At 57.1% G+C, this 26,975-nt stretch carries 23 protein-coding genes and 1 pseudogene; 14 read left to right on the top strand and 10 right to left on the bottom strand.

Annotated elements, in window-relative coordinates:
* Positions 1 to 117 precede the first annotated feature (117 nt).
* Together GJA01_RS11280 and GJA01_RS11275 are read left to right on the top strand one after the other, a co-directional pair.
* Positions 118 to 2,217 carry an autotransporter assembly complex protein TamA gene (locus GJA01_RS11280; protein WP_099282370.1) on the top strand — a complete coding sequence of 700 codons (2,100 nt, stop codon included), beginning with the start codon at positions 118 to 120 and terminating at the stop codon, positions 2,215 to 2,217.
* Positions 2,217 to 6,356: a translocation/assembly module TamB domain-containing protein gene (locus GJA01_RS11275; protein ID WP_099282368.1), complete on the top strand. Its 4,140-nt coding sequence runs from the start codon at positions 2,217 to 2,219 to the stop codon at positions 6,354 to 6,356. The genes GJA01_RS11280 and GJA01_RS11275 overlap by 1 nt, the downstream gene beginning before the upstream one ends.
* Here the strand turns inward: GJA01_RS11275 and GJA01_RS11270 are convergent.
* From GJA01_RS11270 to GJA01_RS11250, 5 genes are all read right to left on the bottom strand, one after another.
* A complete protein-coding gene (locus GJA01_RS11270) occupies positions 6,350 to 7,933 on the bottom strand; it encodes a tetratricopeptide repeat protein (protein WP_062502680.1) in 1,584 nt (527 codons plus the stop codon). The genes GJA01_RS11275 and GJA01_RS11270 overlap by 7 nt on opposite strands.
* Before the next feature lie 10 nt (positions 7,934 to 7,943).
* A complete protein-coding gene (locus tag GJA01_RS11265) occupies positions 7,944 to 8,324 on the bottom strand; it encodes a response regulator (protein WP_062502679.1) in 381 nt (126 codons plus the stop codon).
* A gap of 3 nt (positions 8,325 to 8,327) precedes the next feature.
* Positions 8,328 to 9,128 carry an SDR family NAD(P)-dependent oxidoreductase gene (locus GJA01_RS11260; RefSeq protein WP_061931777.1) on the bottom strand — a complete coding sequence of 267 codons (801 nt, stop codon included), beginning with the start codon at positions 9,126 to 9,128 and terminating at the stop codon, positions 8,328 to 8,330.
* Positions 9,129 to 9,287: 159 nt separating this feature from the next.
* Complete coding sequence (locus tag GJA01_RS11255) at positions 9,288 to 9,875, bottom strand: CarD family transcriptional regulator (RefSeq protein WP_010502469.1); 588 nt, start codon at positions 9,873 to 9,875, stop codon at positions 9,288 to 9,290.
* 54 nt (positions 9,876 to 9,929) lie between these two features.
* Positions 9,930 to 10,805 carry a bestrophin family protein gene (locus tag GJA01_RS11250; protein WP_010502471.1) on the bottom strand — a complete coding sequence of 292 codons (876 nt, stop codon included), beginning with the start codon at positions 10,803 to 10,805 and terminating at the stop codon, positions 9,930 to 9,932.
* 235 nt (positions 10,806 to 11,040) lie between these two features.
* Between GJA01_RS11250 and GJA01_RS11245 the strand changes: the two genes are divergently transcribed.
* The 3 genes from GJA01_RS11245 to GJA01_RS11235 are packed head-to-tail and all read left to right on the top strand — an operon-like array spanning position 11,041 to position 13,795.
* A complete protein-coding gene (locus GJA01_RS11245; RefSeq protein WP_062502678.1) occupies positions 11,041 to 12,156 on the top strand; it encodes an S-(hydroxymethyl)glutathione dehydrogenase/class III alcohol dehydrogenase in 1,116 nt (371 codons plus the stop codon).
* Between the two features lie 2 nt (positions 12,157 to 12,158).
* Positions 12,159 to 13,019, top strand: coding sequence for an S-formylglutathione hydrolase (gene fghA / locus GJA01_RS11240; protein WP_062502677.1), 861 nt, complete (start codon positions 12,159 to 12,161; stop codon positions 13,017 to 13,019).
* Positions 13,016 to 13,795, top strand: a complete 780-nt coding sequence (locus tag GJA01_RS11235) for a ribonuclease T2 family protein (protein WP_062502676.1) — start codon at positions 13,016 to 13,018, stop codon at positions 13,793 to 13,795. Before fghA ends, GJA01_RS11235 begins: the two co-directional genes overlap by 4 nt.
* Here the strand turns inward: GJA01_RS11235 and hisI are convergent.
* Both hisI and ygfZ read right to left on the bottom strand, forming a co-directional pair.
* On the bottom strand, positions 13,783 to 14,193 hold the full coding sequence (gene hisI / locus GJA01_RS11230; protein WP_023945453.1) for a phosphoribosyl-AMP cyclohydrolase: 411 nt from the start codon (positions 14,191 to 14,193) through the stop codon (positions 13,783 to 13,785). The genes GJA01_RS11235 and hisI overlap by 13 nt on opposite strands.
* The gene (gene ygfZ / locus GJA01_RS11225) at positions 14,190 to 14,999 is read right to left on the bottom strand and encodes a CAF17-like 4Fe-4S cluster assembly/insertion protein YgfZ (RefSeq protein WP_062502675.1); all 810 of its coding nucleotides are present in this window, start codon (positions 14,997 to 14,999) and stop codon (positions 14,190 to 14,192) included. The genes hisI and ygfZ overlap by 4 nt, the downstream gene beginning before the upstream one ends.
* A gap of 278 nt (positions 15,000 to 15,277) precedes the next feature.
* Between ygfZ and GJA01_RS11220 the strand changes: the two genes are divergently transcribed.
* Genes GJA01_RS11220 through GJA01_RS11200 form a run of 5 tightly spaced genes read left to right on the top strand, consistent with a single transcriptional unit; the run spans position 15,278 to position 20,912 of the window.
* Positions 15,278 to 17,596, top strand: coding sequence for an adenylate/guanylate cyclase domain-containing protein (locus GJA01_RS11220; RefSeq protein WP_062502674.1), 2,319 nt, complete (start codon positions 15,278 to 15,280; stop codon positions 17,594 to 17,596).
* Positions 17,593 to 18,408, top strand: coding sequence for an MlaE family ABC transporter permease (locus GJA01_RS11215; protein ID WP_023945459.1), 816 nt, complete (start codon positions 17,593 to 17,595; stop codon positions 18,406 to 18,408). The genes GJA01_RS11220 and GJA01_RS11215 overlap by 4 nt, the downstream gene beginning before the upstream one ends.
* Position 18,409: 1 nt before the next feature.
* Positions 18,410 to 19,138 (top strand): P-loop NTPase family protein, encoded by a 729-nt coding sequence (locus GJA01_RS11210; RefSeq protein WP_061931791.1) that lies wholly within the window; start codon positions 18,410 to 18,412, stop codon positions 19,136 to 19,138.
* On the top strand, positions 19,138 to 20,091 hold the full coding sequence (locus tag GJA01_RS11205) for an MlaD family protein (protein WP_062502673.1): 954 nt from the start codon (positions 19,138 to 19,140) through the stop codon (positions 20,089 to 20,091). The genes GJA01_RS11210 and GJA01_RS11205 overlap by 1 nt, the downstream gene beginning before the upstream one ends.
* On the top strand, positions 20,088 to 20,912 hold the full coding sequence (locus GJA01_RS11200; RefSeq protein ID WP_062502672.1) for a hypothetical protein: 825 nt from the start codon (positions 20,088 to 20,090) through the stop codon (positions 20,910 to 20,912). The genes GJA01_RS11205 and GJA01_RS11200 overlap by 4 nt, the downstream gene beginning before the upstream one ends.
* A gap of 30 nt (positions 20,913 to 20,942) precedes the next feature.
* Here GJA01_RS11200 and GJA01_RS11195 read toward each other — a convergent pair whose 3' ends face one another.
* Positions 20,943 to 22,247, bottom strand: coding sequence for an Hsp70 family protein (locus GJA01_RS11195; RefSeq protein ID WP_062502671.1), 1,305 nt, complete (start codon positions 22,245 to 22,247; stop codon positions 20,943 to 20,945).
* A 115-nt stretch (positions 22,248 to 22,362) separates the two neighbouring features.
* Positions 22,363 to 22,683, bottom strand: a complete 321-nt coding sequence (locus GJA01_RS11190) for a winged helix-turn-helix transcriptional regulator (RefSeq protein WP_253783134.1) — start codon at positions 22,681 to 22,683, stop codon at positions 22,363 to 22,365.
* Between the two features lie 197 nt (positions 22,684 to 22,880).
* Between GJA01_RS11190 and GJA01_RS11185 the strand changes: the two genes are divergently transcribed.
* Complete coding sequence (locus tag GJA01_RS11185) at positions 22,881 to 23,435, top strand: flavodoxin family protein (protein ID WP_062502669.1); 555 nt, start codon at positions 22,881 to 22,883, stop codon at positions 23,433 to 23,435.
* A 47-nt stretch (positions 23,436 to 23,482) separates the two neighbouring features.
* On the opposite strand, the gene bioB is transcribed toward GJA01_RS11185, so the two are convergent.
* Positions 23,483 to 24,523: a biotin synthase BioB gene (gene bioB, locus GJA01_RS11180; RefSeq protein ID WP_062502668.1), complete on the bottom strand. Its 1,041-nt coding sequence runs from the start codon at positions 24,521 to 24,523 to the stop codon at positions 23,483 to 23,485.
* 101 nt (positions 24,524 to 24,624) lie between these two features.
* Here bioB and GJA01_RS11175 point away from each other — a divergent pair, with 101 nt between their 5' ends.
* The 3 genes and pseudogenes from GJA01_RS11175 to GJA01_RS11165 form a co-directional block, all read left to right on the top strand.
* Positions 24,625 to 25,446, top strand: a complete 822-nt coding sequence (locus GJA01_RS11175) for an acyl-ACP desaturase (protein ID WP_062502667.1) — start codon at positions 24,625 to 24,627, stop codon at positions 25,444 to 25,446.
* A gap of 94 nt (positions 25,447 to 25,540) precedes the next feature.
* A complete protein-coding gene (locus tag GJA01_RS11170; RefSeq protein WP_062502681.1) occupies positions 25,541 to 26,173 on the top strand; it encodes a Dabb family protein in 633 nt (210 codons plus the stop codon).
* 14 nt (positions 26,174 to 26,187) lie between these two features.
* Positions 26,188 to 26,975: pseudogene (locus tag GJA01_RS11165) on the top strand (peptidase M13); the annotation flags it as partial.

Here is a 26,975-nt window from a genome sequence, read left to right as displayed (position 1 = left end):
GGCGTGCGTGTTCAGGATAGAGCCAGAAGAGTATGCGGCCGTCTTTTGCGGATCCGCTCCAAAGGGTCGATCCTTCCCGGTTCGATCCCTCCTCAAAACGGATTTTCAGGACCTCCGGTGAAGCCAGGCCATCGCTCGTCAGTTGTTTCCTTTTCCCTTGCTTTCGGCGTCATGGCATCCTGCTGCCATGTTGAGAAAGCATGGGCAGATGCGCCCTCCAGCGGGGAGGAGGCCGAGAAAACCGTTCCGTATTCTGTTACCCTTCAGCCGACTAAAAATGCGGAGGTCGATGCCGCCATCCAGGCCTCGTCGCAGCTTCAAACACTGAAGACGACCCATGCTGTTGGGCCTTATGCGTTAGCGGGACGTATCCGTGCGGATTACGACCGCGTGGACACGGCATTGCAGTCCCAGGGCTATTATGCGGGGACAGTTACAATTCGTATCAAGGTCGGGGATCGGGAACTGGACGGGCGTGATCCTGCACTGCCGGATGCTCTGAATGCGCTTCCCAAAGGCGGAAAGGTCAGCATTACCCTTTCCGCTGCCATGGGGCCGCAATTCCATCTCGGCAAGATTAGCCTGACAACACCGCCGCCCAAAGCAGTTCAGCCATCTGATGCCGCTGCGAAATCACCGTCTCCAAAAGGAAGTGCGGCTCCAGCGAACAGTAAGGCTCAGACAGCAGAGAAAATGGGCGCGCCAGAGACGGCGGGAGACGCTACGGCTCAGGGTGAACCCGTGGAACTGACTGCGGCAGAACTGAAAGCGTTCAAGCTGAAATCCGGAGAGCCGGCAGTGGCTTCCGATGTGCTTGCTGCACAGGGAAATCTTCTCACCCAATTGCAGGAAGAGGGGTATGCGGTCGCGGATGTGTCCACGCCGCTTGCCTATCTTCAGCCGCATGACAATACGCTGGATATTGTCTTCCGCGTTGGGAGAGGTCCGAAGGTTGTCATTGGTCCCGTCGGGATGGATGGCTTGCAACGTGTGCACCAGTCTTTCCTTCGCCGCCGTCTGACGATCAAGGAAGGCGAGCTGTATCAGCCGTCCAAGATTGAGGCGGCTCGGCAGGATCTCGCGGCTGTGGGTGTATTTTCGTCGGTTCAGGTTCATAATGCGCCGCCGATCGTCACGCTTGGACCGGGTAAGACCCTGGTGCCTGGAGTTTTTCAGGCCATGCCGATCGACTTCGATTTCAAGGAAGCCAAGCGGCGCACCGTTGCGGTTCAGGCCGGGTACTCGACCGATCTGGGTGGACGTGCCGGTGTCACGTGGACGCATCATAATCTTCTGGGGAATGCCGAGCAGCTCAAGCTGACAGCTCTGCTGACAGGCCTCGGCGGCTCAGCCCAGCAGGGTCTGGGCTACGATGTTTATGCAGATTTCAGCAAGCCGGACTTCCTGCATAAAAACCAGAACCTGAGCCTGCGTGTGGAAGCGGTGCGGCAGCTTCTGTATTCCTATCATCAGACGGCCTTCATTCTTCGCGGAGGAATTGGTCGGCGTCTCGGCAAGTTCTGGTACGTGTCCGGCGGCCTCATGGGGATGCAGGAGCAGATCCAGCAGTTTGGCGATACACGGAATTATTTCATTGTATCCGCGCCATTGAGCGCGACCTATGACAGCACCCAGCTTTCCAATCCGATCGATCCGGCAACACATGGTATTCGGGCCGCCCTGTCCGCTACGCCGTCCGTATCTTTGGAAAATGGAACGTCCTTCTTCACCCTCCTGTCTGCGCAGGTCTCAACATACTTTGACCTTGCCCGGATCGGGCTGACCAAACCCGGTAAGAGCATCATTGCGGTGCGTGGCACGGTTGGGTCGGTTCAGGGGGCATCCACCTACCAGATCCCGCCGGATCAGCGGCTCTACGCGGGTGGACCTGCGACGGTTCGTGGCTTCCGGTATCAGGGTGTGGGACCGCAGTATGGCAGAACGAAATATGCCATTGGCGGTACGTCTCTGGATGCGGGAACGGTCGAGTTCCGCCAGCGGCTGCCAATGAATCTGGGTATGGCGGCCTTCGTCGATGCCGGTCAGGTCGGGACTGGCTCCCGTCCGGGGCAGGGCACGCTTCGTGTTGGCTATGGCGCGGGTGTTCGTTACTTCACGCCGATCGGACCTATTCGTGTGGACGTTGCCCTTCCTATGAACCGCCCGGCTTATGGCGACAAATGGGAACTCTATATCGGTCTTGGGGAGACTTTCTGATGCGCGCCCGCAGGATCATTCTCTGGATCGTTGGTCTCGTTGTCGGCGTTCCGCTTGGACTGGTTGTTCTGGCGCTCGTGATTGTGCTCATCGGCATCAATATCGGGCCAGGGCAGCGGCTAATCGAAAGCAAGGTCGGCCCACTGACGGGGGGCATGGTGCAGATCGCCGGGCTGTCCGGCGCGCTTCCGCAGCATCTGACGCTGGCGGAACTCCGAGTGAAGGACAGCAAGGGTGTCTGGCTGGAGCTGGATCATTTTGAGCTTCGCTGGTCTCCGCTCTCCTTTCTGCACATGGATGCGCACGTCAAAGCTCTGAGTGCCAGCCGTCTGGCGCTACTCCGTAGCCCCGTTTCGGACACGACGCAGGCGACGACTGAAACACAAACGAAGTCCAGTCCGTCGAAGCTCAATATCAAAGTGGATCTGGATGCCCTGAATGTCGGCCGTATTGAAATAGGGCCTGACTTCACGGGTAAACCCACGGCCTTCACGCTGAACGGTCACGCGCATATCGCGTCAATCGCGCCATTCCTGAACGGCGTGACAATGCAGTCGCTGCCAAAAATGGATATCGCGCTGCAACTGAACCGTCTGGATGCGCCGGGCGGTCTGACGCTGGCGGCCGAAACGCCCAAAGACCGTATAGCTTTGGCGCTCACCTACAAGGAAGGCGTCAACGGGTTTGCGACCACGCTTGGGCAACTGCCGCAGCTTGATCCTGTGGACACGCATCTTAACCTGTCCGGACCGCGCACCGCTGCTGCTCTTGATTTCGGGCTGAGCGCCGGGCCGATTACGGCGTCTTCGACCGGTCAGATCAATCTCTACACCAATGTTGCCACCCTGCACGTCAAGGCCAATGCGCCTGCCATGACCCTGAAGCCGGGAATTGGCTGGAATGCGATTGCCCTGAACACCGATCTGCACGGACCGCTGAAGGCTCCTGCAGGGCAGGGTCTTCTGGACATTGACGCTTTGACCGCTGGTGGTGCTTCCATCGGGCATCTGCACGCGACATTTGACGGGAATGAAACCCCCAAGCCTGAAGATACGGTTGCTCATCTTCAGGCCGCCCTGACGGGTCTGCGTGTGCCCGGACCTCAGCCCACCCTGTTAGCGTCCGCCCCGTTGACGCTGGATGTGACCGCGCATCCGCTCGCGGCAACCATGCCGGTTGTGGCGACAGTCAGTCACCCGCTGATCCAGATGGCTGCAAACACGACGCTCAAGCCAGCTGCATCCGGTCACGTCACACTTACATTGCCGGACCTGCACCCGCTTGCGGCCATGGGCAGCACGGACCTGAGCGGAAACGCTGCACTGGCGGCGGATTTTGCAATGCCGGTGACGGATCATGATGACCTGACGCTCCAGAGCACAGGCACGATTTCTATTACGGGTGGCCAGCCGCAGGCTCTGCACCTGATCGGCAAGGACGGTCATCTGGCCCTGCAACTCAGCAAGTCCCCGGCCAATGTTCTGACTGTGAAGAATTTTGGGCTGGATGGTCAGGCGCTCCATGTTCTGGTCTCGGCCATCGTGGATATGGCGCATGGCAACCGGATGCAGACAAAGGCAACAGTGGCACTGCCTGATCTGAAACAGGTCAGCCCGACACTTCTCGGGAATACGACCCTGACGGCCACGGCGGACGGGCCGACCGATGATCTGGCGGTCAAAGCCGGGTTGGAAGGTGAGTTCGGCACAAAGGATGTTGCGAAGGGGCCAGTAGCGCTGGATGCTGATTTCCAGCATTTGCCCTCGCATCCTCAGGGTACACTGACGGCTCATGGAACGCTGGATCATGCACCATTGGTGCTCGATAGTGCCGTGCAGAAAACGGATGATGGCGCATTCCATGTCGATCTGAATAAGCTGAGCTGGAACAGTCTCACCGGGCAGGGCAAACTTCGGCTACCTAACGGTGCCAAGGTGCCGTTGGGTGATCTGGATCTCAGCATCAGGAACCTTGCGGATTTCCAGCGTCTGATCGGCCAGGCTATCAAAGGGCATCTGGCGCTTTCCATTCATACGACTGAACCACAAGGCGCACCGCCGCAGGTCAAACTTGGGCTTGATGGGGCGTTGGCCATGGCGCAGGCGAGCGTGCAGTCCCTGACATTGAAGGGCCTGATTTCCAATCCGATTGATGATCCAACCCCGGATCTGACGCTCGATCTGGCAGGCGTTCGTTCGCAGGACATTACGGGTAAGGCGCGGGCGACGGTCAAAGGGCCGCAGTCCGCCATGGCCCTGACGCTGAATGGGGCTTTCCAGAATGTCATGGGCGCACCGGCCAATGTCGATACGGCTGTTCTGCTCAACCTGCCGAAGAAGACCGTCCGCATTGATCGTCTGACGGCGATGGCGAAAGACGAATATATCCGTCTGGGCGGGCCAGCCAATGTGTCCTTCGGAGATGTCATGGGCGTGGATCATCTGCGTGCGACGTTGGCCCCAAAGGGTGTGGCGCCGGCAACGATTGATGTTGCAGGCTCGATCAAGCCACGTCTTGCCTTGACGGCAACGGTGGACCGCCTGACGCCTGCGATTGCCAAACCCTTCGCCCCGGATCTGGCAGCCAGCGGCACCATTTCCGCCAAGGCCAATCTGGGCGGAACTCTTGATGCACCGACCGGAACCGTGTCTCTGACGGCGCATGGTCTGAAAATGCAGACCGGTCCCGCAGCGTCGCTCCCAGCGGCGGAAATTCTGGCGAATATCGGCTTGGCCGGAAAAACGGCAAAGGTGAATGCGACCCTTGCGGCTGGGCCGAAAGTGGCTCTCGCGGTTCGTGGAACGGCGCCTACGTCAAAGGATGGCGCGATTGCCCTGAACACAACTGGCCACGTAGACCTGTCCGTTGCCAACGGTGTGCTGGGTGCGAGCGGCATGGCGACGAAGGGTCAGATCGGGATCAATCTGAATGTCGCTGGAAACGCAACCCAGCCTCGGGCAACCGGGCAGGTTGACCTGCACAATGTCTCTTTCGATCATTACGCACAGGGCGTCCGTCTGACGGACATCAACGGTGCGATTGTGGCCTCAGGTGACACTCTGATGCTTCAGAATGTTCTGGCCCACGCAGGTCCGGGAACGATTGGTCTGACGGGAACAGTCGGTGTGTTCCGACCGGGTCTGCCGGTGGATATCAAGGTTATTTCCAACAAGGCGCGACCGATCTCCAGTGATCTGGTAACAGCCACGATCAACACGGACCTGCATATTCATGGACAGGCCACCACCCGTGTCGATGTGGACGGGAAGATCGTTCTGCCGAGCGTGACGGTCAATATCCCCGATTCCATGCCGGCTTCTGTGGCGCAGCTTGATGTAGTGCGTCCTGGCCAGAAGGCACCGGATACAACCAGTGCTCTGATCATTGGTCTGGCGATTGATGTGATTTCGCCGGGCCAGTTTGTGGTACAGGGACATGGTCTGGATGCAGAAATGCAGGGCAAACTGCATGTGGGTGGTACCAGCAGCGCGCCCTCTGTGACGGGCGGGTTCGACCTCAAGCGCGGTAACTTCAACCTTGCCGGGATCAACCTGAATTTCACGCATGGACGCGTTGCATTCAATGGCACGGGCGTGAACCACAAGCTTGATCCGACACTGGATTTCCGCGCGGATCGTAATGCCAAGGGAACGCTGGCGAGCCTTCTGGTGACTGGCTATGCCAGCGCACCCAAGATCGACTTCGCATCGGTGCCGACACAGCCACGCGATGAAGTTCTGGCCATTCTGCTCTTCGGGACAGACGCACATTCCCTTTCCACGACACAACTCGCGGAACTTGCTGCTGCTGTAGCTCAGCTTGCCGGGGGCTCGTCTTTTGACCCACTCGGGAAAGTGCGAAATGCGCTTGGGCTTGATCGCCTCGCCGTAGGTGGCGGAAGTGGCGTCGATAATGGCGGAACCAGCGTGGAAGCTGGAAAATACGTCATGAAGGGCGTGTATGTTGGCGCGAAACAGGCCACATCCGGGTCTGGCACGCAGGCGCAGGTTCAGATTGATCTGACGAAACGCCTCAAGCTGAATACAACGGTTGGAACAGGTGGTCAGGTGACTGGCTTTACAACTCCGGAAAACGATCCGGGCTCAAGCGTTGGTCTGTCTTACGGGTTCGATTACTGAGCGCTGACTGCGTCTTCAAGCAAAGACCTGACCCGGGTCACAACGTCCGACCAGTCCCGGAAACGGGTCTGGCGGACGATTTTCATTTTCGGATACCACGGACTGTCGTCCCGGCCATGAAGCCAGCGCCAGCAGTTGTTGAACCTGTCCATCATGATGACAGGTTTCCCAAGCCCTCCTGCCAGATGCACCATGGACGTATCTACAGATACGACAAGGTCGAGGCATGAGACGAGGGCCGCCGTATCATCCATATCCAGACATTGCGGCATGAAGTCGATCAGTTGTCCGGGAAAGTCGAGCCGTTGCAGGGCAGGTTCGTCTTTCTGAAGAGAGTAAAAGCTGATGCCTTCTAGGTCGGCCAGAGGCGCGAGCGCGGAGAGCGGCATGGACCGCTGACGATCCACCATCTGTGCACCTGTATTTTCAGGGCGCGCACCGCCCGCCCAAACCAGGCCGACACGTAATTTTCGATCAGAATGGAGGATTTTCTTCCACTGGAGGACTTTGACTGGATCGGCTTTCAGATAGGGAACGGGTGAGCCCATGGCGTCAGGCGTTGCGGAAAATGCACGGGGAAGGCTGATGAAGGGGCAGTGGTAGTCATAGTCCGGCGTCTCTCCACCATGTTGCACGATGGTTGTGCCTTCGACGCGACGACAGAGCCCAGCCAGTATGGACGTGCCCCAGATATGAACAATAGCGCCTGTTCGGGCGAGAGCTGGGATATATCGGAGATACATCAGTGTATCGCCCAGACCTTCCTCCTGCGTCACGAGGACGCGCTTTCCCTCAAGATTCAGAAAAGGCGTGATATTGGGCAGCAGTCGGTTCTGCGGCAGGTTGGTATGTCCGGGCATACCGAAACGCCATTCGTGCTCGGCCCATCCCTGAGCCATGCGACCGCTTTTAAGCATGGCGATGGAATGATTCAGCCTGAGCGCAGCTTCGTTGGGGGCGAGGGGAATGGTCTCTCGATAGATGTTTGCCGCGTCTTCAAGGCGTCCAATATTATTGAGAATAGCAGCCATGTTACAGCCCGGCCCCCATTCTTCAGGCGCACGCTGACGCAGACCATCTAAAATGGACAAGGCTTCGTCGAAACGTCCCTGTTCTGTGAGATTCATGGCCAGAAGATTAAGAGTGCCCTTGTCATTGGGGCGCCGCTTAAGGCTCTCCCTCAGGCACACTTCCGCCTCATCAAAGCGTCCCAGATGCATGAGGATACTGCCCTGTGCGTCCAGAAGGCGGGGATCATACGGGGCGATTTTTCGGCTTTCCGAGAACAGATGTAACAGGTCGGCTCTGCGACGCAGGGCAACTGCTTCGTCAATAATGGCTGCGACGGCGTGCCCACCAAAGGGAAGGGTGGCTTTTTCAAGCTCTGCCGCTGCGTCCTGATACTGGCCCAGACGAAAAAAGGCACGCCCCCTGTTCAGATGGACGGCAGGGCTGCCCGGAAGGGGGGAAAGCAAAGCCAGTGCCTTGTGAGCATCTCCCGCCCGCAGGCTTTGATCGGCTTCGTTCAGGCGATGCTCGACCGGTGAGGGGGTGCTGGGATCACTGGCACTGTTCATTATGGAGGCCCTAACCCGAAACCGGCTCTGCCATCTCGTGAAGAGCTTTCAGAACGGCAGCCAGCGAGTAGGGTTTGGAAATAAAGCGGTCTCGCGCCGGGTCACCGGATGTTTCGTTCCGGCGAAGATCACCATGACCACTGATGTAAATGACCGGAAGATCCGGCCAGCGCTCGCGGGCCTGATGGCTCAGGTTCATGCCATCGCCATCAGGAAGCGCCATATTTGCCACCAACGCATCAAGACGAGGCTCCGACGTGATGCAGGCAGTCGCTTCGGCACAGGTTCCTGCTTCCCTCACATCCAGTCCACTGTCCTGCAGGAATTCCACAAGGCAGGTTCGGATTAGAAAATCATCTTCGATGATGAGAACAGTGAGGGAAGGTGTCATGGATTACGAGGACCAGTTCTTTTCGAAGTCACCATACAACGTCAGGCCGCCATCCACATAGAGGGTCTGACCCGTAATATAGGTGCTGTCTTCGGCGGCAAGAAACGTGACGGCATCAGCAATTTCGCGACTTTCACCCGGACGCTTCATCGGGATGTGATCGGAAACGGCTTTATACTGCTCTGGATCATTGATCCACGACATGTTGATTGGCGTTACGATGGCCCCCGGCGCAACCGCGTTTACTCGGATGCCACGGCTCGCATATTCCAGCGCCAGCGTACGGACGATATTGCCTACAGCGCCCTTGGAGGCAGAATAACCGAGATAATGAGGCTTCGGGATGATCTGGTGAACAGAAGAGTTCACAATGATTGCGCCCTGAATGCCGTTTTCGAGCCAGTACTTGATGGCTTCGCGGCAGGGCAGCATTACACCCGTCACATTGACGGCCATCACGCCTTCAAAGTCTTCCAGCTTGATGTCTTCGGACGGAGACGGGATCTGGTAACCTGCGTTGCAGACCAGAACATCCAGTCCACCCATGGCTTCGATGCTCTCGCGCATCAGGCGGCGGACGTCTTCTTCCTTAGAAATGTCACCCGTGGCGATCGGGTGTTCGCCGCCGGAAACCTTTGGAAGCTTGTCGCGGACAGCAATCAGCTTGTCTTCCTTGCGGCCATTCAGTGCGACCTGAGCGCCTTCTTCTGCAAAACGAAGGGCTGTGGCCTCACCGATACCTTGGGACGCACCCGTAACGAGTACTTTTTTTCCGGCGAAACGATTGCTGTAAGGGGCGGGCATAGGTCCTCACCTCTCCTTGAACGTCAGGGATTTTGAATGATGGAGTAAAGCATCCTGAAAGAGCTTTCCGTGTCGCCAACGCGGAAGAAAGGGGAAGGATGCTTTTCAAACTGCGATGTTTTCATAATTAAAGGAAAACATCGCAGAATTGGGGAAGGCTCAGGCGGCCTTCATGGTCTTGGTCAGGTTCTCGAGAACCGTTGCAGGATCTGTGTTTTCAAGAACAGCCACTTCAGCCACAAAGCGCTCCTGTGCAGCTTCAAACAGCTTGCGTTCAGAAAAGCTGCCATCAAGGCTGTCTACGTTGCGGCGCAGGTCGCGCAGCACTTCTGCAATCTGGATCAGATCACCGGAGTTGATCTTTTCCTGATAAGCGACAGCACGGCGAGCCCACATGCCTTTGCTGACATGCGGCTTGCCCTTGATGACCGTCATTGCCTTGTCGACGATGTCGCGCGTTACGATTTTACGCAGACCTGCCTTGCGGGCCTTGGCCAGCGGGATACGCAGGGTCATCTGGTTGCCAGGGAACGAGATCTGGATCATCTCGATCATGGTATCGGCCACTTCGACCATACCGATCTTGTCCACCCGGCCTACGCCATGCGCTGCGTAAACGATGGAGTCACCCTCGCTGAACGGATCTGAACCGTGCTCGGGATCGGTCTGACGGGCGGTATTCTTGGCTGCGGCACGAGCCATTTCGTCGGTCATGCCGCCCTTCGGGGGGGTCTTGAAGGTGTTCATAGCTCTGGACAATACCAGAAAAACCCCCTCCTGTCCTGCATTATCCGATCTGAATCATGCCTGCACCCCGTGCTTAGGCTGGATGGGAGCCGGCGCAGGCTCTCCAATGGGTTGCAGAAGATCCCGCTCAATAGTCCGGGCCATGGTGTGCATTGGCAAGGCATGGACGCTGGCGATGAACGGTTCCTGAAGGTCGCGGCCACTGCGATCCAGCATCTGGAACAGCAGACCGATCACACTGGAGCCAAGCGGCGTGATCCAGCCCAGTGTCTGAACTGCTGACAGGGGCAGAATGATGCAGAACAGATGCGTGGCGAGTTCAGGAATGACGGAATACTGCACTGGAAGCGGTGTGTTACGGATACGCTCAAGACCGCCCTGTGCGTTGGCAATATCCGAAAGAATACGATCCACCGTGCCATGAACGGCACCGTCAATGCCTTTGAGTTCTACTTCCTGCTGCACTCCAAGGCCGATTTCGTAAAGCAGGGCATTCGCTGTGTTGGAACAGGCAAAAACCTTGCTGCGCACGTCAGCCGGGAGCAGTCTTTCGACTTCCTCACCGGTTGAATCTCCGCGGAGTGCCGCACGCAGGACGTGCGGGTAGGCAGCCATATACCGTGCAAGATCGGGGCGACCGCCCAGCAGGGACGCCGCTTCACGACCAAAGGACCGGCAGTTGTTGGTGATCGAGCCCCAGAGGGTCCGCCCTTCCCACCAGCGTGCATAGGCAGCGTTGTTACGCATGCCAAGAAAGATGGCCAGCGCAGAGCCCATCAGGGAAATGGGGAGGGCAGGCTGGTCCATCCATTCCTGATGGTAAATCTGGAAAAGGATAACGACCACAAGATCCCAGAGGGCCAGCAGAAGGATAGGTGGCAGGGATTCTCTGAAGAGAATGGCCAGGCCGTGTTGGCGATTGACGATCAAGCAGAAGGCTCCTTGCCTGAATGCGGTATGACCTCTGAAACTAACCGTGAAAAGTATGACCGGCCAACACCAAAAGATTTCTAATGTTTTGCGCAGTTTTGCCAGTCAAAACGGGAAAGAAACTTTCCCGCACAACAGCTTTGTTTCACGAGGCCGCAGGAAAGCATAACGCGCCTCTTGCGTCCGGTTTCCCGAATGCGACACCTTGTCGCAACGTATCAGGGAGTCAGTGCACATGGACGTCATTGCAGCAATCGCGTTTGAAGCGGGCAAGCCGCTCGAAATCGATACCGTTCAGCTCGAAGGGCCGAAGGACGGCGAAGTTCTGGTCGAAATCAAGGCGACCGGCCTGTGTCATACCGATAAGTACACCTTGTCCGGACAGGACCCGGAAGGCCTGTTCCCCGCCATTCTGGGGCATGAAGGTGCCGGTATCGTCCGGGAGGTCGGGCCCGGTGTGAAGCATCTGAAGCCGGGAGACCATGTGATCCCGCTTTACACGCCGGAATGTCGGGAATGTCCGTCCTGCCTGTCGCGCAAGACAAATCTGTGCACGTCCATCCGGTCCACGCAGGGCAAGGGGGTCATGCCGGACGGGACATCACGTTTCTCTTACAAAGGGCAGCCGATCCATCACTACATGGGCTGCTCAACCTTCGCGAACTTCACGGTTCTGCCAGAAATCTCGCTGGCAAAAATCCGTCCGGATGCTCCGTTTGACAAGGTCTGTTACATCGGTTGCGGCGTGACCACGGGCCTTGGTGCAGTGATGTTTACGGCTCAGGTCGAACCTGGGTCTACTGTGGCTGTTTTTGGTCTTGGCGGAATTGGTCTGAATGTAATTCAGGGCGCAAAGATGGTGGGCGCAACGCGCATCATCGGCATTGACGTTAATCCTGCTCGAGAAGCCATGGCGCGTCAGTTCGGCATGACAGACTTCGTGAATCCGAAAGATCTTGGCCCCAACGGCGATCTGGTCGGCCATCTGATCGAAATGACGGGTGGTGGCGCGGACTACACGTTCGAATGTGTAGGCAATGTTACGCTCATGCGGCAGGCTCTGGAAAGCGCGCATCGTGGCTGGGGTGTGTCCTGCGTCATTGGTGTTGCCGGGGCCGGTCAGGAAATCAGCACACGTCCGTTCCAGCTTGTGACGGGTCGTCGCTGGATTGGTTCAGCGTTTGGCGGCGCGCGCGGTCGAACAGATGTTCCAAAAATCGTCGACTGGTATATGGAGGGGCGGATCGACATTGACTCCCTCATTACCCACAAGCTCAAGCTCTCCGAGATCAATCACGGCTTTGATCTGATGACACGTGGTGAGAGTATCCGCAGCGTTGTGGAGTACTGAGTATGTCGTCTGAAAACCCAGCTGTAGAAACGGTAGGGCAACATGCCTGTTGTGGCGGCTCCCTGCGGGTTCTGAAACATCAGTCAGAAGTTCTGGACGTTCCGGCTACGTTCTCGATCTTCCTACCCAAGGAGGCTTTGGCCGGCCAAAAGGTGCCGGTTCTTCACGTTCTGGCTGGTCTGACAGCCAATCATGAAACTTTCCTCATCAAATCCAACGCCATTCGTTTTGCTGCAGATCATGGCATTGCTCTGGTGGCGCCGGATACGTCCCCACGTGACACGGGTACCTCAGGCGAAGACGACGCGTATGATCTTGGGTCAGGAGCAGGATTCTATGTGGATGCCACGGCTGAACCCTGGCGTCGGCATTATCGCATGGAAAGCTATATCCGGCATGAACTGCCAGCCCTGACGGAAACGCTGTTTTCGCTGGATGGGCAACGCAGAGGGATTATGGGTCATTCCATGGGCGGGATGGGCGCGCTCAATCAGGCGCTGCAATATCCAGAGTTCTGGAAAACCGTCTCAGCTTTTGCGCCCATCTGTCATCCGAGCATCATTCTATGGGGCCAGAAAGCGTTTGACGCCTATTTTGGCGGGGATCCGTCGAAATGGCGTCAATGTGATCCAACCCTGCTGCTCAGGAACGGCCACAAGCACCCGTCCACAATTCTCGTGGATCAGGGATTGCAGGACCAGTACCTCTCCGATCTGCGGGCGGATGCTCTCGTCGAAGCGGCCAAGGAAAGCGGGCAGGCGCTCGAAATGCGCCATCAAGACGCTTACGATCATTCCTACTGGTTCATCCAGACCTTCATCGCCGATCATCTGATCCATCACGCCAAAGGACTGAAGGCATGAAGCGCCTGGTTGTCGCTGCCCTCCTTGTTCTCGGAGGATGCGTTTCTTCACAGGCACCTGTAGGCCCATCCCTGACACCCGTCACGCATACGGATTTTAGTCACGACACGCTGGCCCTGACCTGGCAGCCAGGATTCTGCGCAAGTGGCGGGGGTTGTATGGCCACTCAGCCGCATAGTCATCTGATTGGTTTGCATGGCCTCTGGGCGTCCGAGCCGCATGCTCTTGAAGCGCAGAATGTCCCGGTTCAGCAGTGGTGGATGAAGGGGTGTGACATCTACGATCACGATGACACACCGCCCAAGCTCCAGCCTGCGACGGAAAATGCCCTTGCGAACGTGGTTCCCCATCTGAAGCATCCGCTGCATGTGCATGAATATACCAAGCACGCCCGCTGCTTTGGATATGATGCAGACCAGTTCTTCGTCACATCCATGCAGTTGCGGGATCGTTTTGCGTCATCCGCCTACGGGCAATGGCTGGCGCAGCATAGCGGTTTTCAGGTGAAGAAAGACGACATGCTGGCGATGTTCGTACAACTGACCGGTGTGCGGGAAGAGCGAGCGCTGCAGTTCCAGTGCGAACCCGATCATGATGGGAAAGTCGTTCTGACGCAACTCTGGTTCACGCTTGATCCGCAGAAACTCTCGACCTTCCCGGCCAATGGGTCTTATCGGTCATCTCCGCAGGTGCAGGATAACTGCCCGGCAACATTCATGATGCCGGGCTGGCCACTCCCTGGAGCACAGGCAGCGGTGACGGATCAGCGTCCGTAAAGTTCTTCGGCGCTGATTTCGGGCTGCGAGGTGTCACGCAGCCCGTCCGGAGTGACACCATGATAGAAGCAGCTTCGACGACCCGTATGGCAGGCCACGCCCGTCTGATCCACGATCATCAGAACCGCGTCCATGTCACAATCCAGTCGGGCTTCCAGAAGATGCTGTTGCTGGCCTGACGTCTCACCCTTCCGCCACAGGGATTTGCGGCTGCGGGACCAGTAGCAGACGCGGCCAGTCAGCAGCGTTTCCCGCAGGGCATCTGCGTTCATCCATGCAAGCATCAGGATAACGCCCTTCGTGTCCTGCGCGATGGCGGAAATCAGGCCATTCGCATCGAACTTCGTCTGGCTGATAATATCATCAACGACGGCGGGGGCAGGCGGGGTGTAGGTCACGAACGCATCTCCAGCGGGAACCAGTCAGGCCAGACAACGGAGACCTGTTTGCCTTCAAAAGCAAGTTCCGGAGACGACCATGCTTCACGGCGCAGCATAGCCAAGGCGCGCGATCCCTGACGGGAGCGCAGTTCTCCAACCTCCTTGTCGCCCATAACGAGCGTCCCGCCTGCTTCAGGAAAAGCCCCATCCTGGATCTGAACGGGTAGGAGGCGACGGCGTAGAAGCCCACGATAATGCGTCCTGGCCGTCAGTTCCTGACCCATATAGCAACCCTTTTTCCACGATACACCGTGCAGAAGGTCCATATTGGCCTCAAGAGCCAGCGTCTTTTCGCTCTCAAAGTCGACAGCTTCGGGGAGGCCTTTTTCAAGTCGTCTTTTTACCCAGACGTCTCCATGCCCTGCCTCTGTCGGGGTTTGTTGTACCACGGCCCGCCACCCTGCACCGTCACAGCGTGGGTCGTTCGCTGCACAAATGGCATCTGCAGGAGCCGGACTGTCTTGGTCGACGATCACCTTAAAATCCGTTGCTTCGATTTTAACGTCAGCGCGCAGGCGGAAGCGGGACAGCTTTTTAACCAGCATGTCGGCGTGATCCGCCGGGCAATCCATCAGAATGCTGTCTGGCATGCTGAACAGGAAAAACTCGCTCAGCCACCGCCCTTGCGGCGTCAAAAGTGCACTCCAAAGAGCCGTGTCAGATGTCAGAAGCTGGACGTCATTCGTGATCAATCCTTGCAGGAAGGAAAGGCGATCAGCCCCTGTGAAGGCCAGAACGGAACGGTAGGACAGCAGATCAAGCATGGAGAAGCACCGGAGTTCTTGAAGGGTGACACGCTCGGGGAAGGCCTTGAGTGGCACATGGGACGCAGTGAAACTGGACCGGTATGATACGGATTATAGTCTTTCTGTACAGGGTCAGGAATTGACGAAATTTTATTGCCGAAAAGTAAAAATTTTGTGGTCTCATGCGTTTGTCACCCGACATGCGGGTTGCGATCCATCATGGAGCAAGAGATATTGGCATGTTACTGAATGTTGGGAATAACATCAGAGTATCCATCGTCCCGGAGTAAAAGCCCTTGTCAGCCGCTGAGATTGTTGACCCTACGCGGAGTCCTGCCAGTAGCCGGCAGAAGGTCCTGCAGTTTCTAGGTCCAATTATTGGCGTTCTGCTTGTTATTGCGGCAATTATTACCATCAGCCTTCACAATTACCGGACCACCCGTCAGGGAGCGATCTCCCTGTCCAGCGATCTGCTGCGAAGCCAGCAGAAATATGTGACGGAAGAAGTCAGGAATTATCTTTCTCCTGCTTCAGACAGTGCTGCCATCGCGCAGGATATGTTCCGTGAGCCACTCACGGACGCTTCGCCAGACGCTTTCATGCTCTATGGACGCTCCATGCTGGCGCACATGCCGCAGGTCGACAGTTTCTATCTGGCCAGTGATCAGAAGCAGTTCTGGATGGTTACCCGGCACGGCAAGGATTACGAGCAGACCCATTTCCAGATCGAAAATGGCCATGGTGTCTATCGTCACACTTACGTTGACCAAAGCGGCAAACCCATCGGGACAGGATTTGATCCGGCGGAAGGATATGATGTTACGGTCCGGCCATGGTTCCGGGGAGCCATCAAACGGATCGGGCGCGGAGAAGGGGCCCTCTATTGGACGGATCCCTACGCCTATCTGGCCGCTCGGGAATTCACCATTACGGCCTCCATGGCCTTCCAGACGAGCGACGGCCATCAGGCTGTTTTTGCAACCAACATTGCCCTCAATCGACTGACCTCCTTCCTGAGTAACCTTCAGGTCGGGCGAAGCGGGAAGGCTGTCATCGTCGATATGCATAGTCAGATCATCGCCGGTCAGACAGCGGGTGATGACGGAACGCAGCCGACCTTTGATCCTGCCAATATGCATCTGGACCCGAAGACGCAGCCGGTTTTCATCCGCGCCCTGAATACCTTCAAAGTGAAAGGTCCCGGTCCGGGCCTTGTGGCGGCGCGAGGAAAAAATTACGTCACCATTGCGACAGCGTTGCCGTTCGTGCATCGCCGATGGGTATTGTTGCTGAATGCTCCCGAGAACGATTTCTCGGACTTTGCCATTACAGCGCGTCGGCAGAATATGTGGTTTTCAGCGCTGGTCGTCGGGCTTGCTTCATTGCTGGCTTTGGGACTGATCATTCAGGGGCGGCGCATCGAACGCCTTCGCAGGCGCATTGAAATCGGTCGTGAGCAGATGCGCGCGGAAAATGCTTCGCTTTACGAGATTGCCAGCACGCCGGATCTGTTCGAAGCGTCTCACGACGTCCCGATCCTGACGGAGGCCCTGGCGGCCCGCACAAATTCGCGTCGTGCCAGCCTGTGGCGACTGCTCCCTGATGGAGAGCGGCTGCTCTGTGAGGATGCTTTTGATCCTGTCCGGGATGTTCACAGTACGGGCATCGAGATTACGAAGCGTGAAAATGCCCTGCTGTTTGAAGCCTTGTTTGAAGGACATTCCCTGTCCATTGACGACGCGCGACAGGATGAGCGCAGCCAGAATTTCCAGCGCATCATCATGAGGTCCGTTGAAGCCACATCGCTGGTGTTTCATCCCGTTATGCGTGGTCATCAGGCTGTGGGTGCCATCGTGCTGGAAAATCCCTCCAGAGCGGATGCGATGGAACATATCGTAGCGATTGTTTCGTCGGTTGTGGCTTTGCGTTTTTCGCAGGCTCTGGATCAGAGCGATCATCAGACCGATGCCCGCCCAGGCGTAACCCATCAACTGCAAGACACGCGTTACGACGAAGGATTTCTTCTGCCGCCGGCATCCGGTGTTCAGGATGAAGCCGTGCCCAGCGGGATTTATCCGCAGGTGCCTGTCATGGTCATTTCATTTGCAGACCCTTATGCCATGGATCGTCATAGCGCCGAGCGAGCGATGAAAGTGGTGTCGTCGCTCAGTGAGGATATCCAGCGTATTTCACGGGAGACGGGGCTTTTTTCCGTACAGGTTGTCAGCAACCGTCTCGTGCTGGTGGGTGGTTGCTCACAGGAGCCGGACCTGAACGCCGTATTGCGCCTTGCAGATGCGGCAGTCTCTATCCGTGAGGCGTGTCTGTCGCTTCTAGCGTCGGTGGATATTGATCCGGTTTTCCGCGTGGGCATTGACGTCGGGCCTGTAATGGCGGCCATGCTGGGCCGTGATCCTGCCGTTTTCAATCTGTGGGGTGAAGCCATCAATGTTGCCGAGTTGCTGGCTGCGAGTGCACCGGATGCGGGAACAATTCAGGTTTCCGAGCAGGCTTATCTCCAGCTTCGGGAGCATTTTCTTTTTCGTGCACGCGGGATGTTTTATCTGCCCAATAGCGGCGTAACGCGTAGCTTCATTCTGGCGGGGCGGCGATGAGAAGTCGCTTCGAGCGTATTTCCCGAATTCAGAATGCACTGGCTTCTCTGGGACGGGTTACGCGTGCCCAGATGCGCTTTACGCTTATGGTCATCGGGGCTGCGTGGGGAGTGTTGCGGCTCGGGCTGTCGCCGACATCCTGGCGTAGAACCGTGCGAATAGAGTTCTGGCATTCGCTCCAGCAGGCGACCGGTGGCGGATTGCTGAGTGTTCTGGTCACTGCGGCCCTGACCGGGTTCGGGATTGTGGCTCAGGCGGTTTACTGGCTGGGCTTCGCGGGTATGGCGCAGATGACCGGCTCCATTCTCTCAACTGTCATGGTCCGTGAAATTGCGCCGGTTCTTGTGGGTGTCATCCTGCTGGGACGGTCCGGGATGTTGATGCTGACGGAACTGGGAACACTCACAACGGGTGGTCAGATGCGGGTACTGACAGGGATGGGTATTGACCCGTTCGTGGCCTTTCTGCTGCCCCGAAGTCTTGCGATGACCATCAGTGGCTTTACGCTGGGGATCATCTTCAGTTTGACAGCCTTGCTGGTGGGATATGCTGTCTGCCGGGTTGAAGACGTCATCACTATGCCGGTCTGGGCCTTTCTGGATCAGGTTGTCAGCAGTATGCATCCGGTGGACTATTTTGCCATTCCGGCAAAGTTCATTTTTAGTGGGTTTGCTGTCGGTGTGTGTTCCTGCCTGTCCGGTATGGACGCCACAACGGAAGATGATCTTGCCTCTCTTTTGCCGCGCGGTTTTGCACGTGGCATTCTGTCCATCATGACGATCAACGTCGTTCTAAGCGTCTGGCTGGACTGATATGGCAGACGAAAGCAAAGCACCCGTCACTGAACTGACCATTCTTGATCCGGTTCTCGAACTGGTGGACGCGCGTCCCCGTTTTGACGGGAGTGGGTTGGCTTCCGTGCGCTACAATCTGCGCCTGAATCCCGGGGACTGTGCCCTGATTGAATGCCGCGATATGCAGCAGGCCAGTCTGTTCGCAGATATGTGCGTTGGCCTGGTTGATCTGGAGGACGGACTGGCCCGGTGCATGGGTCTGGAATGGTCTGATCTGGATGAACGCCGGGCCGCTGCCCTTCGTGGGCGTATCGGCCGGATGGTAGCCAATGGTGGCTGGATCGATCTGTACGGCACGCACATGAACATTCTCTGGCCGCAGTTGTATCATACCCGCGTGCCCGAAGAGCACCTGATGCAGCGGGCGGTTCAACTCGGTATGCAGTTTGGTCTGCCCGGGCTGCCTGTCGTTTCTCCGGGGAAGTTATCTCCACTGGATCGCTGTCGTGCGGATTGTGTACGGGCCTTCCTGGGGGAGCCGTCCTTACTGTTGCTTGAGAACCCGATGGGGGACGCCAATCCCCCCCTTCTGAACGCTTTTCTGTCGGCTCTGACCGATGCGCGGGATCGTGGCTGTGCGGTTGTCTGGCTCGCACCGGATGACACCAGTTGGCGGGCCTATGAAACGGATGCGAGCATACGCCTGCGTCTTTACGATGATGGACTGTTTTCGATGCGAGGGTCTTGATGTTTCGCGTACGCCGCCCCGACACTGCCCGCCCGCTTTTCCAGAACCGCTATGCGGATGAGTGGGTTGGGCTGCTTGTTCTTGCGACCATCATTCTTTTTGCTGTTGCCGTTGCTGAAGCTGGTTTCCTCAAGCAGTGGCTGACGCCGGAAAAAAAGATCCATTTCGTTTTGCCAGAAACAGGCGTTGCTGGCCTCGCGATTGGCGATGATATCGAAATTATGGGCGTTCATGCCGGTGAAATCCGTCATCTGGACCTGAACAGCACAGGGCGCATGTACGCAGAAGGCTATATCGAACCGCAGTTTGTCCCCTTCATCAAGCAGGACAGTTCCGCCGTCATCCGGCACCGTTTTGTTGTTGCTGGTGCCAGCTATATCGAACTGGGGCGGGGGAGAGGCGAGGACATGGACTGGGGCTATGCCGTTCTGAACGCGACTGTGGAGGCCAACCCGGCGGATGTTATCACCCAGACTGTCACAGACGTTCGGAACAAGCTGGTCCCTGCCATGGACAGCGTTCAGGCCATCACCAGGCAGGTCAACGACATGCTGACGGATATGCGGGCAGGCAAGGGCACTGTCGGCGGTCTTTTGTCCAAGGATGACACGCTTCAGCGCGCCAATCAGGCGTTGGAAAATCTGAACGAGGTCATTGCGCGTCTTCAGCCGATCGAGAAGCAGCTTGGGGGAGTTATGACCAAGGCTGATGGCACGATGGAAAACGCCCGGTCTGCGTCTGCAACCTTGAAAAAGAGCATGCCGCAGGTTCAGGAAACGATCGCCCATACCAATGCAGCTACGGCCCAGATCCCGGCTTTGATTTCACAGGCGGAAGCGAGTGCAAACAGTCTGCGCAAGCTGACAGATCAGTTGCGGGGCCTGTGGCTCCTCGGAGGAAGTGCACAGAAAACGCCGTCTCATCGTCTGCCAGCGGAGGCTGTCCGTCCATGAAGCGCATGATGGTTCTGTGTCTGCTGATGGCCGGATGTTCCTCAGTCAGCAAAGGCCCTGATCCGGATCAGGGTTATGAAAATGCGATGGAAACCGGTCGGAGCGCTTTCGAACTTGGTCACCCCGATCAGTCCGAAATTCAGTATCGAACTGCCATGGATCGTGCCTTGATCCGGGATGATGCTGCTCAGATTCATGATGCGGGGTTCAATCTCGCCACTGCGTTGCTGGAGGAAAACAAACCTGCGGATGCCTTGACGGCTTTGGATCGGACGGAAAAAGCTCTGAAACTTCGTCAGTATAGCCAGACCAATGACCTGGAGCTTGTCAGAAGTGCAGCCCTGTACCGGCAACATGATCTGACGGGATCGGAGGCGTCTGCTCTGGTTGCGCTTCAATCACCGGATGTGCAGGTCCGGAACCGGGCGGCTTATCTGGCTGGTCTTGGCGCGGCCGATCAGAAAGACGCAACACAGTTGGCCCGGATGGAAGCATTATTGGCGCCTTCGAAAGAGACTGCCGCGATGTTGGATCATCAGGATCTCGCGGCCCGTTTGGCACTGCTCAATCATGCTCCAGCCCTTGCTTTCGGTCAGGCCATGTCCCTCACGCAGAAAAGACGGGATGCGCAGGATTATGAGGGGATGCGGCGCGCCCTTCTCGTGGCGGCTCAGGCCGCCGAGGCACAGGGAGATACGAGTACTGCCGCAGCCTTGCGCCAGCAGGAGCTATCGAGCCGCAGTGTGCAGGAAACCGGGCATGTGGAGAAAGCTTCCATCACGGTCTCCACTACAAGTGTCCGCGCCGCCACTGCTCGCTGATCGTAACAGAGGCACGCAGTTTTGTAGCCTTTAGGCCGTGGCGCTTGCTTCTACTTCAATGATTGCCAGGCCTTCGGCAACGGAGACGAACTCCGAGCCTCCGTCGACGCGTTCTGTCCCGAAGCGATCAATAAACAGTTGACGTACGGCCGGCACGAAGGAGGTTCCGCCCGTTAAGAAGACGCGGTCGATCCCGGCTGTTCCCAGGCCAGTTCGCTCGAGTGCGTCATCGATAGCGGCGGCCAGCTTATCCAGATCCGGGCTGATCCAGCTTTCGAAATCGGCACGTGTGATTGTCTGCTCGATTTTAAGATCTTTGTGTGCAAAGCGCAGAACGGTGCTGTCCTGCCGGGAAAGTTCGGTCTTGGCCTGACCGATGGCTCGATAGAGGTTCTGCCCTTCCTGATCCTCGATCAGACGCAGCAGATTACGGAGCTTCTGCGGGTCGGATGCTGTCTTTGCGACATCTTCAATGCTGCGGAGGGTCTGTGGCGTGCGCATCAGGGACAGGCGGTGCCAGCGGCCCAGGCTCGCATACCATTCGATCGGAACGGGAAGGGGCTGCCCACCCATGACGCGGTAGGTCGTGTCCCGTCCAAGAGCCGGGGCGATGACATTGTCTATGATGCGGAAGTCGAACTGGTCTCCCGCAATGCCAACGCCTGAATGCCCAAGCGTGACTGTGCGGGGAGAACCGTGTGGGTCGAAGCGCATGACGGAGAAGTCACTGGTCCCGCCACCAAAGTCTCCCACCAGAACAGTCGCGGGGGCATCGAGACGCTGCATGAAGCGCCATCCCGCACCTTCCGGTTCAAGGACAACATTGGGTTCGGCAAAGCCGGCTTCGACAAAGCTTTCCTTGAGACGTTTTACGCCCAGTTCGTCGTCTGCAAGTTCACCGGCAAAACGCACGGGGCGACCAATCGTGGCGCTGACCTGATCCGGGCTGATTCCTGCCTTGTCCAGAAGGGAGCGAAGAAACCGGGCAATCAGGTTCTGAAGCGTCATGGTGGTGGAAAAGACGCGGGTTTCGCGGAAGGAGCCCTGAGCGAGATAGGTCTTCATGGACATGATGAGGCGGCTTTCCGCCGGATCGTCCAGATAGGCTTCGATCGCATCGAGCCCGATGGCGTCCTGAAGAACGCGCTTTTTCCCATCCTGATCGAGCCAGAGGCAGAGCAGGGTCCGACAGGTTTCGGAAGACGGGCTGTCGATGAAGTTGAAGACGGCAGGCTGCGTCGTGCCGTGCTCATCTGCAATGACCACAACGCTGTTAGTCGTGCCGAAGTCGATGCCGACGCGAATTTTTGGCGCTGTGGAAGAATGCGTCGTCATGCTGGCTGGTCCCGTCCCGAATTCGCGAAGGGCGAGGGTTTAGGAAAGAACGGCAGCCGCGCCAAGAGAAAAATAAAGTACGATCTGGGAGAGGCGGAAAGATTCCCAGGGATGATCAGGCTTTTGATGCGTCGTAGAGGTGCTGGGCAGCCTGGATTTCTGACATGTGCGTTTCGGCCCAGTGTGTCAGGCTGGAGACTGCCTCTATCAACGTCGTTCCTAAGGGTTTGAGGCTGTACTCCACTGTCACGGGCACCGTTGGATAGGCTGTTCGTAAAATCAGTCCATCCCGCTCAAGATTTTTCAGAACCTGTGACAGCACTTTCTGGGAAATTCCATGAATATCCCGTTTGAGCGCGTTGAAACGCACAACATCATTCTGAAGTCGGTCAAGGACAAGAAGCGCCCATTTGTCTCCCAGCCTATCCAGGACCATTCGCGTGGGGCAATCCTTGGCATAGACGTTAAAGCAAAGGGATTGGGGGCGTGACGCAGGTTTCTCGGAGGTGACCATGTGTCTGAAAAGTGCCTTCTTGCTTCAGAATGTCTGAACGATCTACCACGACTGGAGCGTTGGTATCAAAAAGAAACCACGTATCAAAATGTGTTTTTGCTATGTGAAAGGGCAAAACAATGTCGAAAGTCTTGGTCGTCTATCATTCAGGATATGGGCACACGAAAGTTGTTGCCGAACATGTTGCAAAAGGCGCTGAGGCGCAGGTGGTGGCCATCAGTGCGGAGGGTGAAATTACCGATGCAGAATGGGCAGCGCTCGATGCGGCAGATGCCATTATTTTTGGTACGCCCACCTATATGGGCAATGTGAGCTGGCAGTTTAAGAAGTTTGCTGATGCCACGTCCAAAATCTGGTTTACGCGTGGATGGCAGGACAAGGTATTCGGCGGCTTTACTAATTCGGCGAGCCCGAATGGAGACAAGCAGGTCACACTGATTACCCTGCAGACGCTTGCGTCCCAGCATGGAGGGATCTGGGTCAGCCTTGGTATGCCACCATCGAATACTCTCGAAGCAACAGCGGATGATCCGAATAATCTGGGTGGTTCAGTCGGTCTGCTTGCGCGCTCTCCCGCAAATGCGGGCGTTGATGGTGTTCAGAAAGGTGACCTGATCACAGCTGAACATTATGGCAAGCGTATCGCTGATATTGCGGCCCGTTTGAAGGTCTGATCAACTGGTTGGAGGTTGCCGGGAAACCGGGCAACCTCCTGCTGCTTTCAGGATAAAGCAGGTTCGCAGGCAGCAACGTCCGGGACGGCAGGGCGCAGCGTGCCCATTTCCGCTTCGGACTGCACCATTGGCGTCATGCCCAGAGCCGACAGAAGCTGACGGTCCCGGTGTTCTGCGGGGTTCGGCGTCGTCAGAAGCTTTTCACCGCAGAAGATGGAGTTCGCACCAGCCAGGAAGCACAGGGCGTGGGCTTCATCCGTCATATTCTCACGGCCAGCAGCAAGACGGACATGGCTTTGCGGCATCATGATCCGGGCCGTGGCAATCATCCGTACGAAGGTGATCGGGTCGACGGCTTCGGCGTTCCCCAGAGGTGTACCTTCGACGCGCACCAGCAGATTGATCGGCACGCTTTCCGGATGCTTCGGCAGATTGGCCAGTGTCATCAACAGGCCAGCGCGGTCAGACAGGTCTTCGCCCATACCGACAATACCGCCACAGCAGACATTGATGCCCGCATCTCGCACGTTGGAGAGCGTATCGAGACGCTCCTGGTAGGTACGGGTCGAGATAATGGAGCCGTAGAACTCTTCGGACGTATCGAGATTGTGGTTGTAATAATCCAGCCCGGCATCCTTGAGGCGCTGGGATTGTGTGGAATCCAGCATCCCGAGTGTGACGCAGGTTTCGAGGCCGAGGGATTTGACGCCTTCGATCATCTCGCAAACAGAATCGAGATCATGGTCCTTCGGGGAGCGCCATGCCGCACCCATGCAGAATCGACCGGCACCCGCTGCCTTGGCAGCGCGAGCTTCTTTCATGACCTTGTCGAGCGCCATCAGGCGTTCGGCCTTCACGCTTTTCTCATGGCGCGCGCTCTGCGGACAGTAGGCGCAGTCTTCCGGGCAGCCACCTGTCTTGATCGAAAGAAGCGTGGAAATCTGCACTTTTGTGGGGTCGAAATAACGACGGTGCAGTTCCTGGGCGCGGAACATCAGGTCCGGGAAGGGGAGGTTGATCAGCGCTTCAACCTCAGCTCGCGTCCAGTCGTGGCGGACGTCTGGCTGTGTTATTTTCTGAGCCGTCACGGGGCTTTCTCCAACGTTGTTGCGTCACACCTACCCAAAATGGCCCCGGCGTGTCATCTCATCGTCATGATTATGAGCCGGAAAACGGACGAGGCAAAGCGATGAAACACTGGCGTATCGAGCAGATGGACTGGGATTCCTTTGATCCATCCCGCGTGGACCCGGATATCATTCCTCTGGTGAAGTCTGCTTCAGTCGTGGAAAAGAACGGTCTGGACTACGCGGAATATTTGCGTCGGGTCTTTGTAGGCGATCCTGATTTCAGTGCTGCCGCGGCCAACTGGGCGGTGGAAGAAGTGCAGCATGGTGATGCGCTGGGTCGCTGGGCGATGCTGGCGGACCCGACCTGGGATTATGAAGAAGCCTTTGACCGCTACAGGGCAAGTTACAAGATTGATGCAGACGTTGACGCGTCCATTCGTGGGTCCCGCACGGGAGAATTGATCGCGCGCTGCATGGTCGAGACGGGGACATCCTCGTTCTATACGGCTCTGGCGGATGCGACGGATGAGCCGCTTCTGAAAGCCATCTGCAAACAGATCGCGGCCGACGAATACCGGCACTTCAAGCTGTTCTATGATCACATGCACCGTTACCTGAAGCGCGAGAAGCTGAGTGTCTGGGCGCGGACCCGCATTGCTTTGGGCCGTGTGACGGAGAGTGAGGACGACGAACTCGCCTCTGCCTATCACACGACCAATGAAGGGGAGGACGTCCCTTACGATCACAAACGCTGCATCGCAGCCTATATGTCCAAGGCTATGGGGTTCTATCAGCAGAAGCATATTGATCGTGTGACGGCCATGATCTTCAAGACCATCGGCTTTACGCCTCACTCAAAGCTTCAGAAGCTTGCGGCCAATGGCGTTTATCGCCTGATCCAATGGCGCAAGCGGGCATTCCAGCGTCAGATCGCGGCCTGACAGACAGAGTACCTTACTGAAATTCACAAGACGGCAGATGCGTTTTCATGGCATGAAGAGACGCATTTTCTGTCTTGAATACTGGAGCTTGAGAATGGACGTCCGTTCACTTCTGTCCCGCCGCTTCATCTGGGGGGCCGCAGCCCTGATGTCCGTGGTGGGTCTATCCCAGGGATTTGCTGCGAAAGCGGACCCATACTCCCTCCCGATTGCAACTTCCGGCCCGATCAAGACTGATGCGCCTGCAGGGACAACAGTGGCGAGCCAGCAACTGGCACGTCAGGTCGGATACGCCCAGTTTACGGCTGCGGACTGGCATGTTGGCACGGTGCGTCACATGGTCATGTTCAAGTACAAGAAGGACGCGACGCCTGCCCAGCGCGCCGAAGTTGCAGCCCGTTTCCTACACCTGGCGCAGGACAGTCGTCGCCCGGATGGACGCCCCGTTGTCGTGAGCCTGGAGACAGGTTTTCAGAACAGCGGCGAAGGCGTTGAAGGCGGTCTACAGCAGGCTTTCCTTGTAACGTTCCGTTCGGAAGGCGATCGCAATTACTACGTAGGCAAACCTGTTGTGACGGACCCGGCCTTCTTTGATCCGGCTCATGAAGCCTTCAAGGAGTTTGCAGGGCCGTATCTCGATAAGGTTATGGTCTTTGATTATGACGTGCTGGCGGTGTCAGCTCCGGCAGAAAAGGCCCGCAAGGCTTCCCGTAAAAGCGGGAAGTAACAAAAAGTCTCCATTTGTATGGACGGCTTTTTGACGACGTGATCTTTTATGCCTCATGCTACGGCAACAGCCAGAACATGAGGCATAATGTGAAGACTACAGTTTCTGTTAAACGTCGCCTGACGCAGGGCGCGAGCTTACTTGCGCTGGCCATGGGGCTGACATCTGTCAGCGCGCAGGCTGCTGGTTACAATTCAGGCTGGGGCTTTGATGAGGCCGGCATGAATCGTAGCGTAAAGCCGGGCGACAACTTCTTCGAATACGCCAACGGCACCTACCTCAAGAACCTGAAAATTCCAGGGGATATGAGCAGCTACGGGCCGTTCCGCATTCTCTACGAGCTGTCCATGGAGCGCCAGAAGGCGATCCTGAGCGAAGCCCAGAAGCACGTCTCGGCAGAACCGGCTGACGATATGGGCAAGATTGGCACGTTCTACGCCAGCTTTCTGAACCAGAAAGCTGTAGACGCGCTTGGTGCCAAACCGCTGGCGGCCGATCTGGAAAAGATCCGTAAGGTCAGTGACGCCAAGAGCCTTGCAGAAGCCTTTGGATCGTCCCTGAAGTCCATGGCGTTCTCGACGTTCCAGATTGGCGTCGAGCAGGACCAGAAGGACCCGGAACATTACATGCTGATGCTCGATCAGGGCATGAGCATCGGTGTCAGCGGCGGTCTTGGTCTGCCAGATATCAGCTATTACACAGATCCCAAGCTGGCCGACAAAAAGAAGGCTTATCAGGCGTATATTGCCAGGATGCTGACGCTTGAAGGCTGGCCGGACGCTGCGAAGAATGCACAGGCTGT

The sequence above is a fragment of the Gluconobacter japonicus genome (assembly GCF_002723975.1).
GTDB classification, from domain to species: domain Bacteria; phylum Pseudomonadota; class Alphaproteobacteria; order Acetobacterales; family Acetobacteraceae; genus Gluconobacter; species Gluconobacter japonicus.
This window is presented reverse-complemented; position numbering and strand designations above follow the sequence as displayed.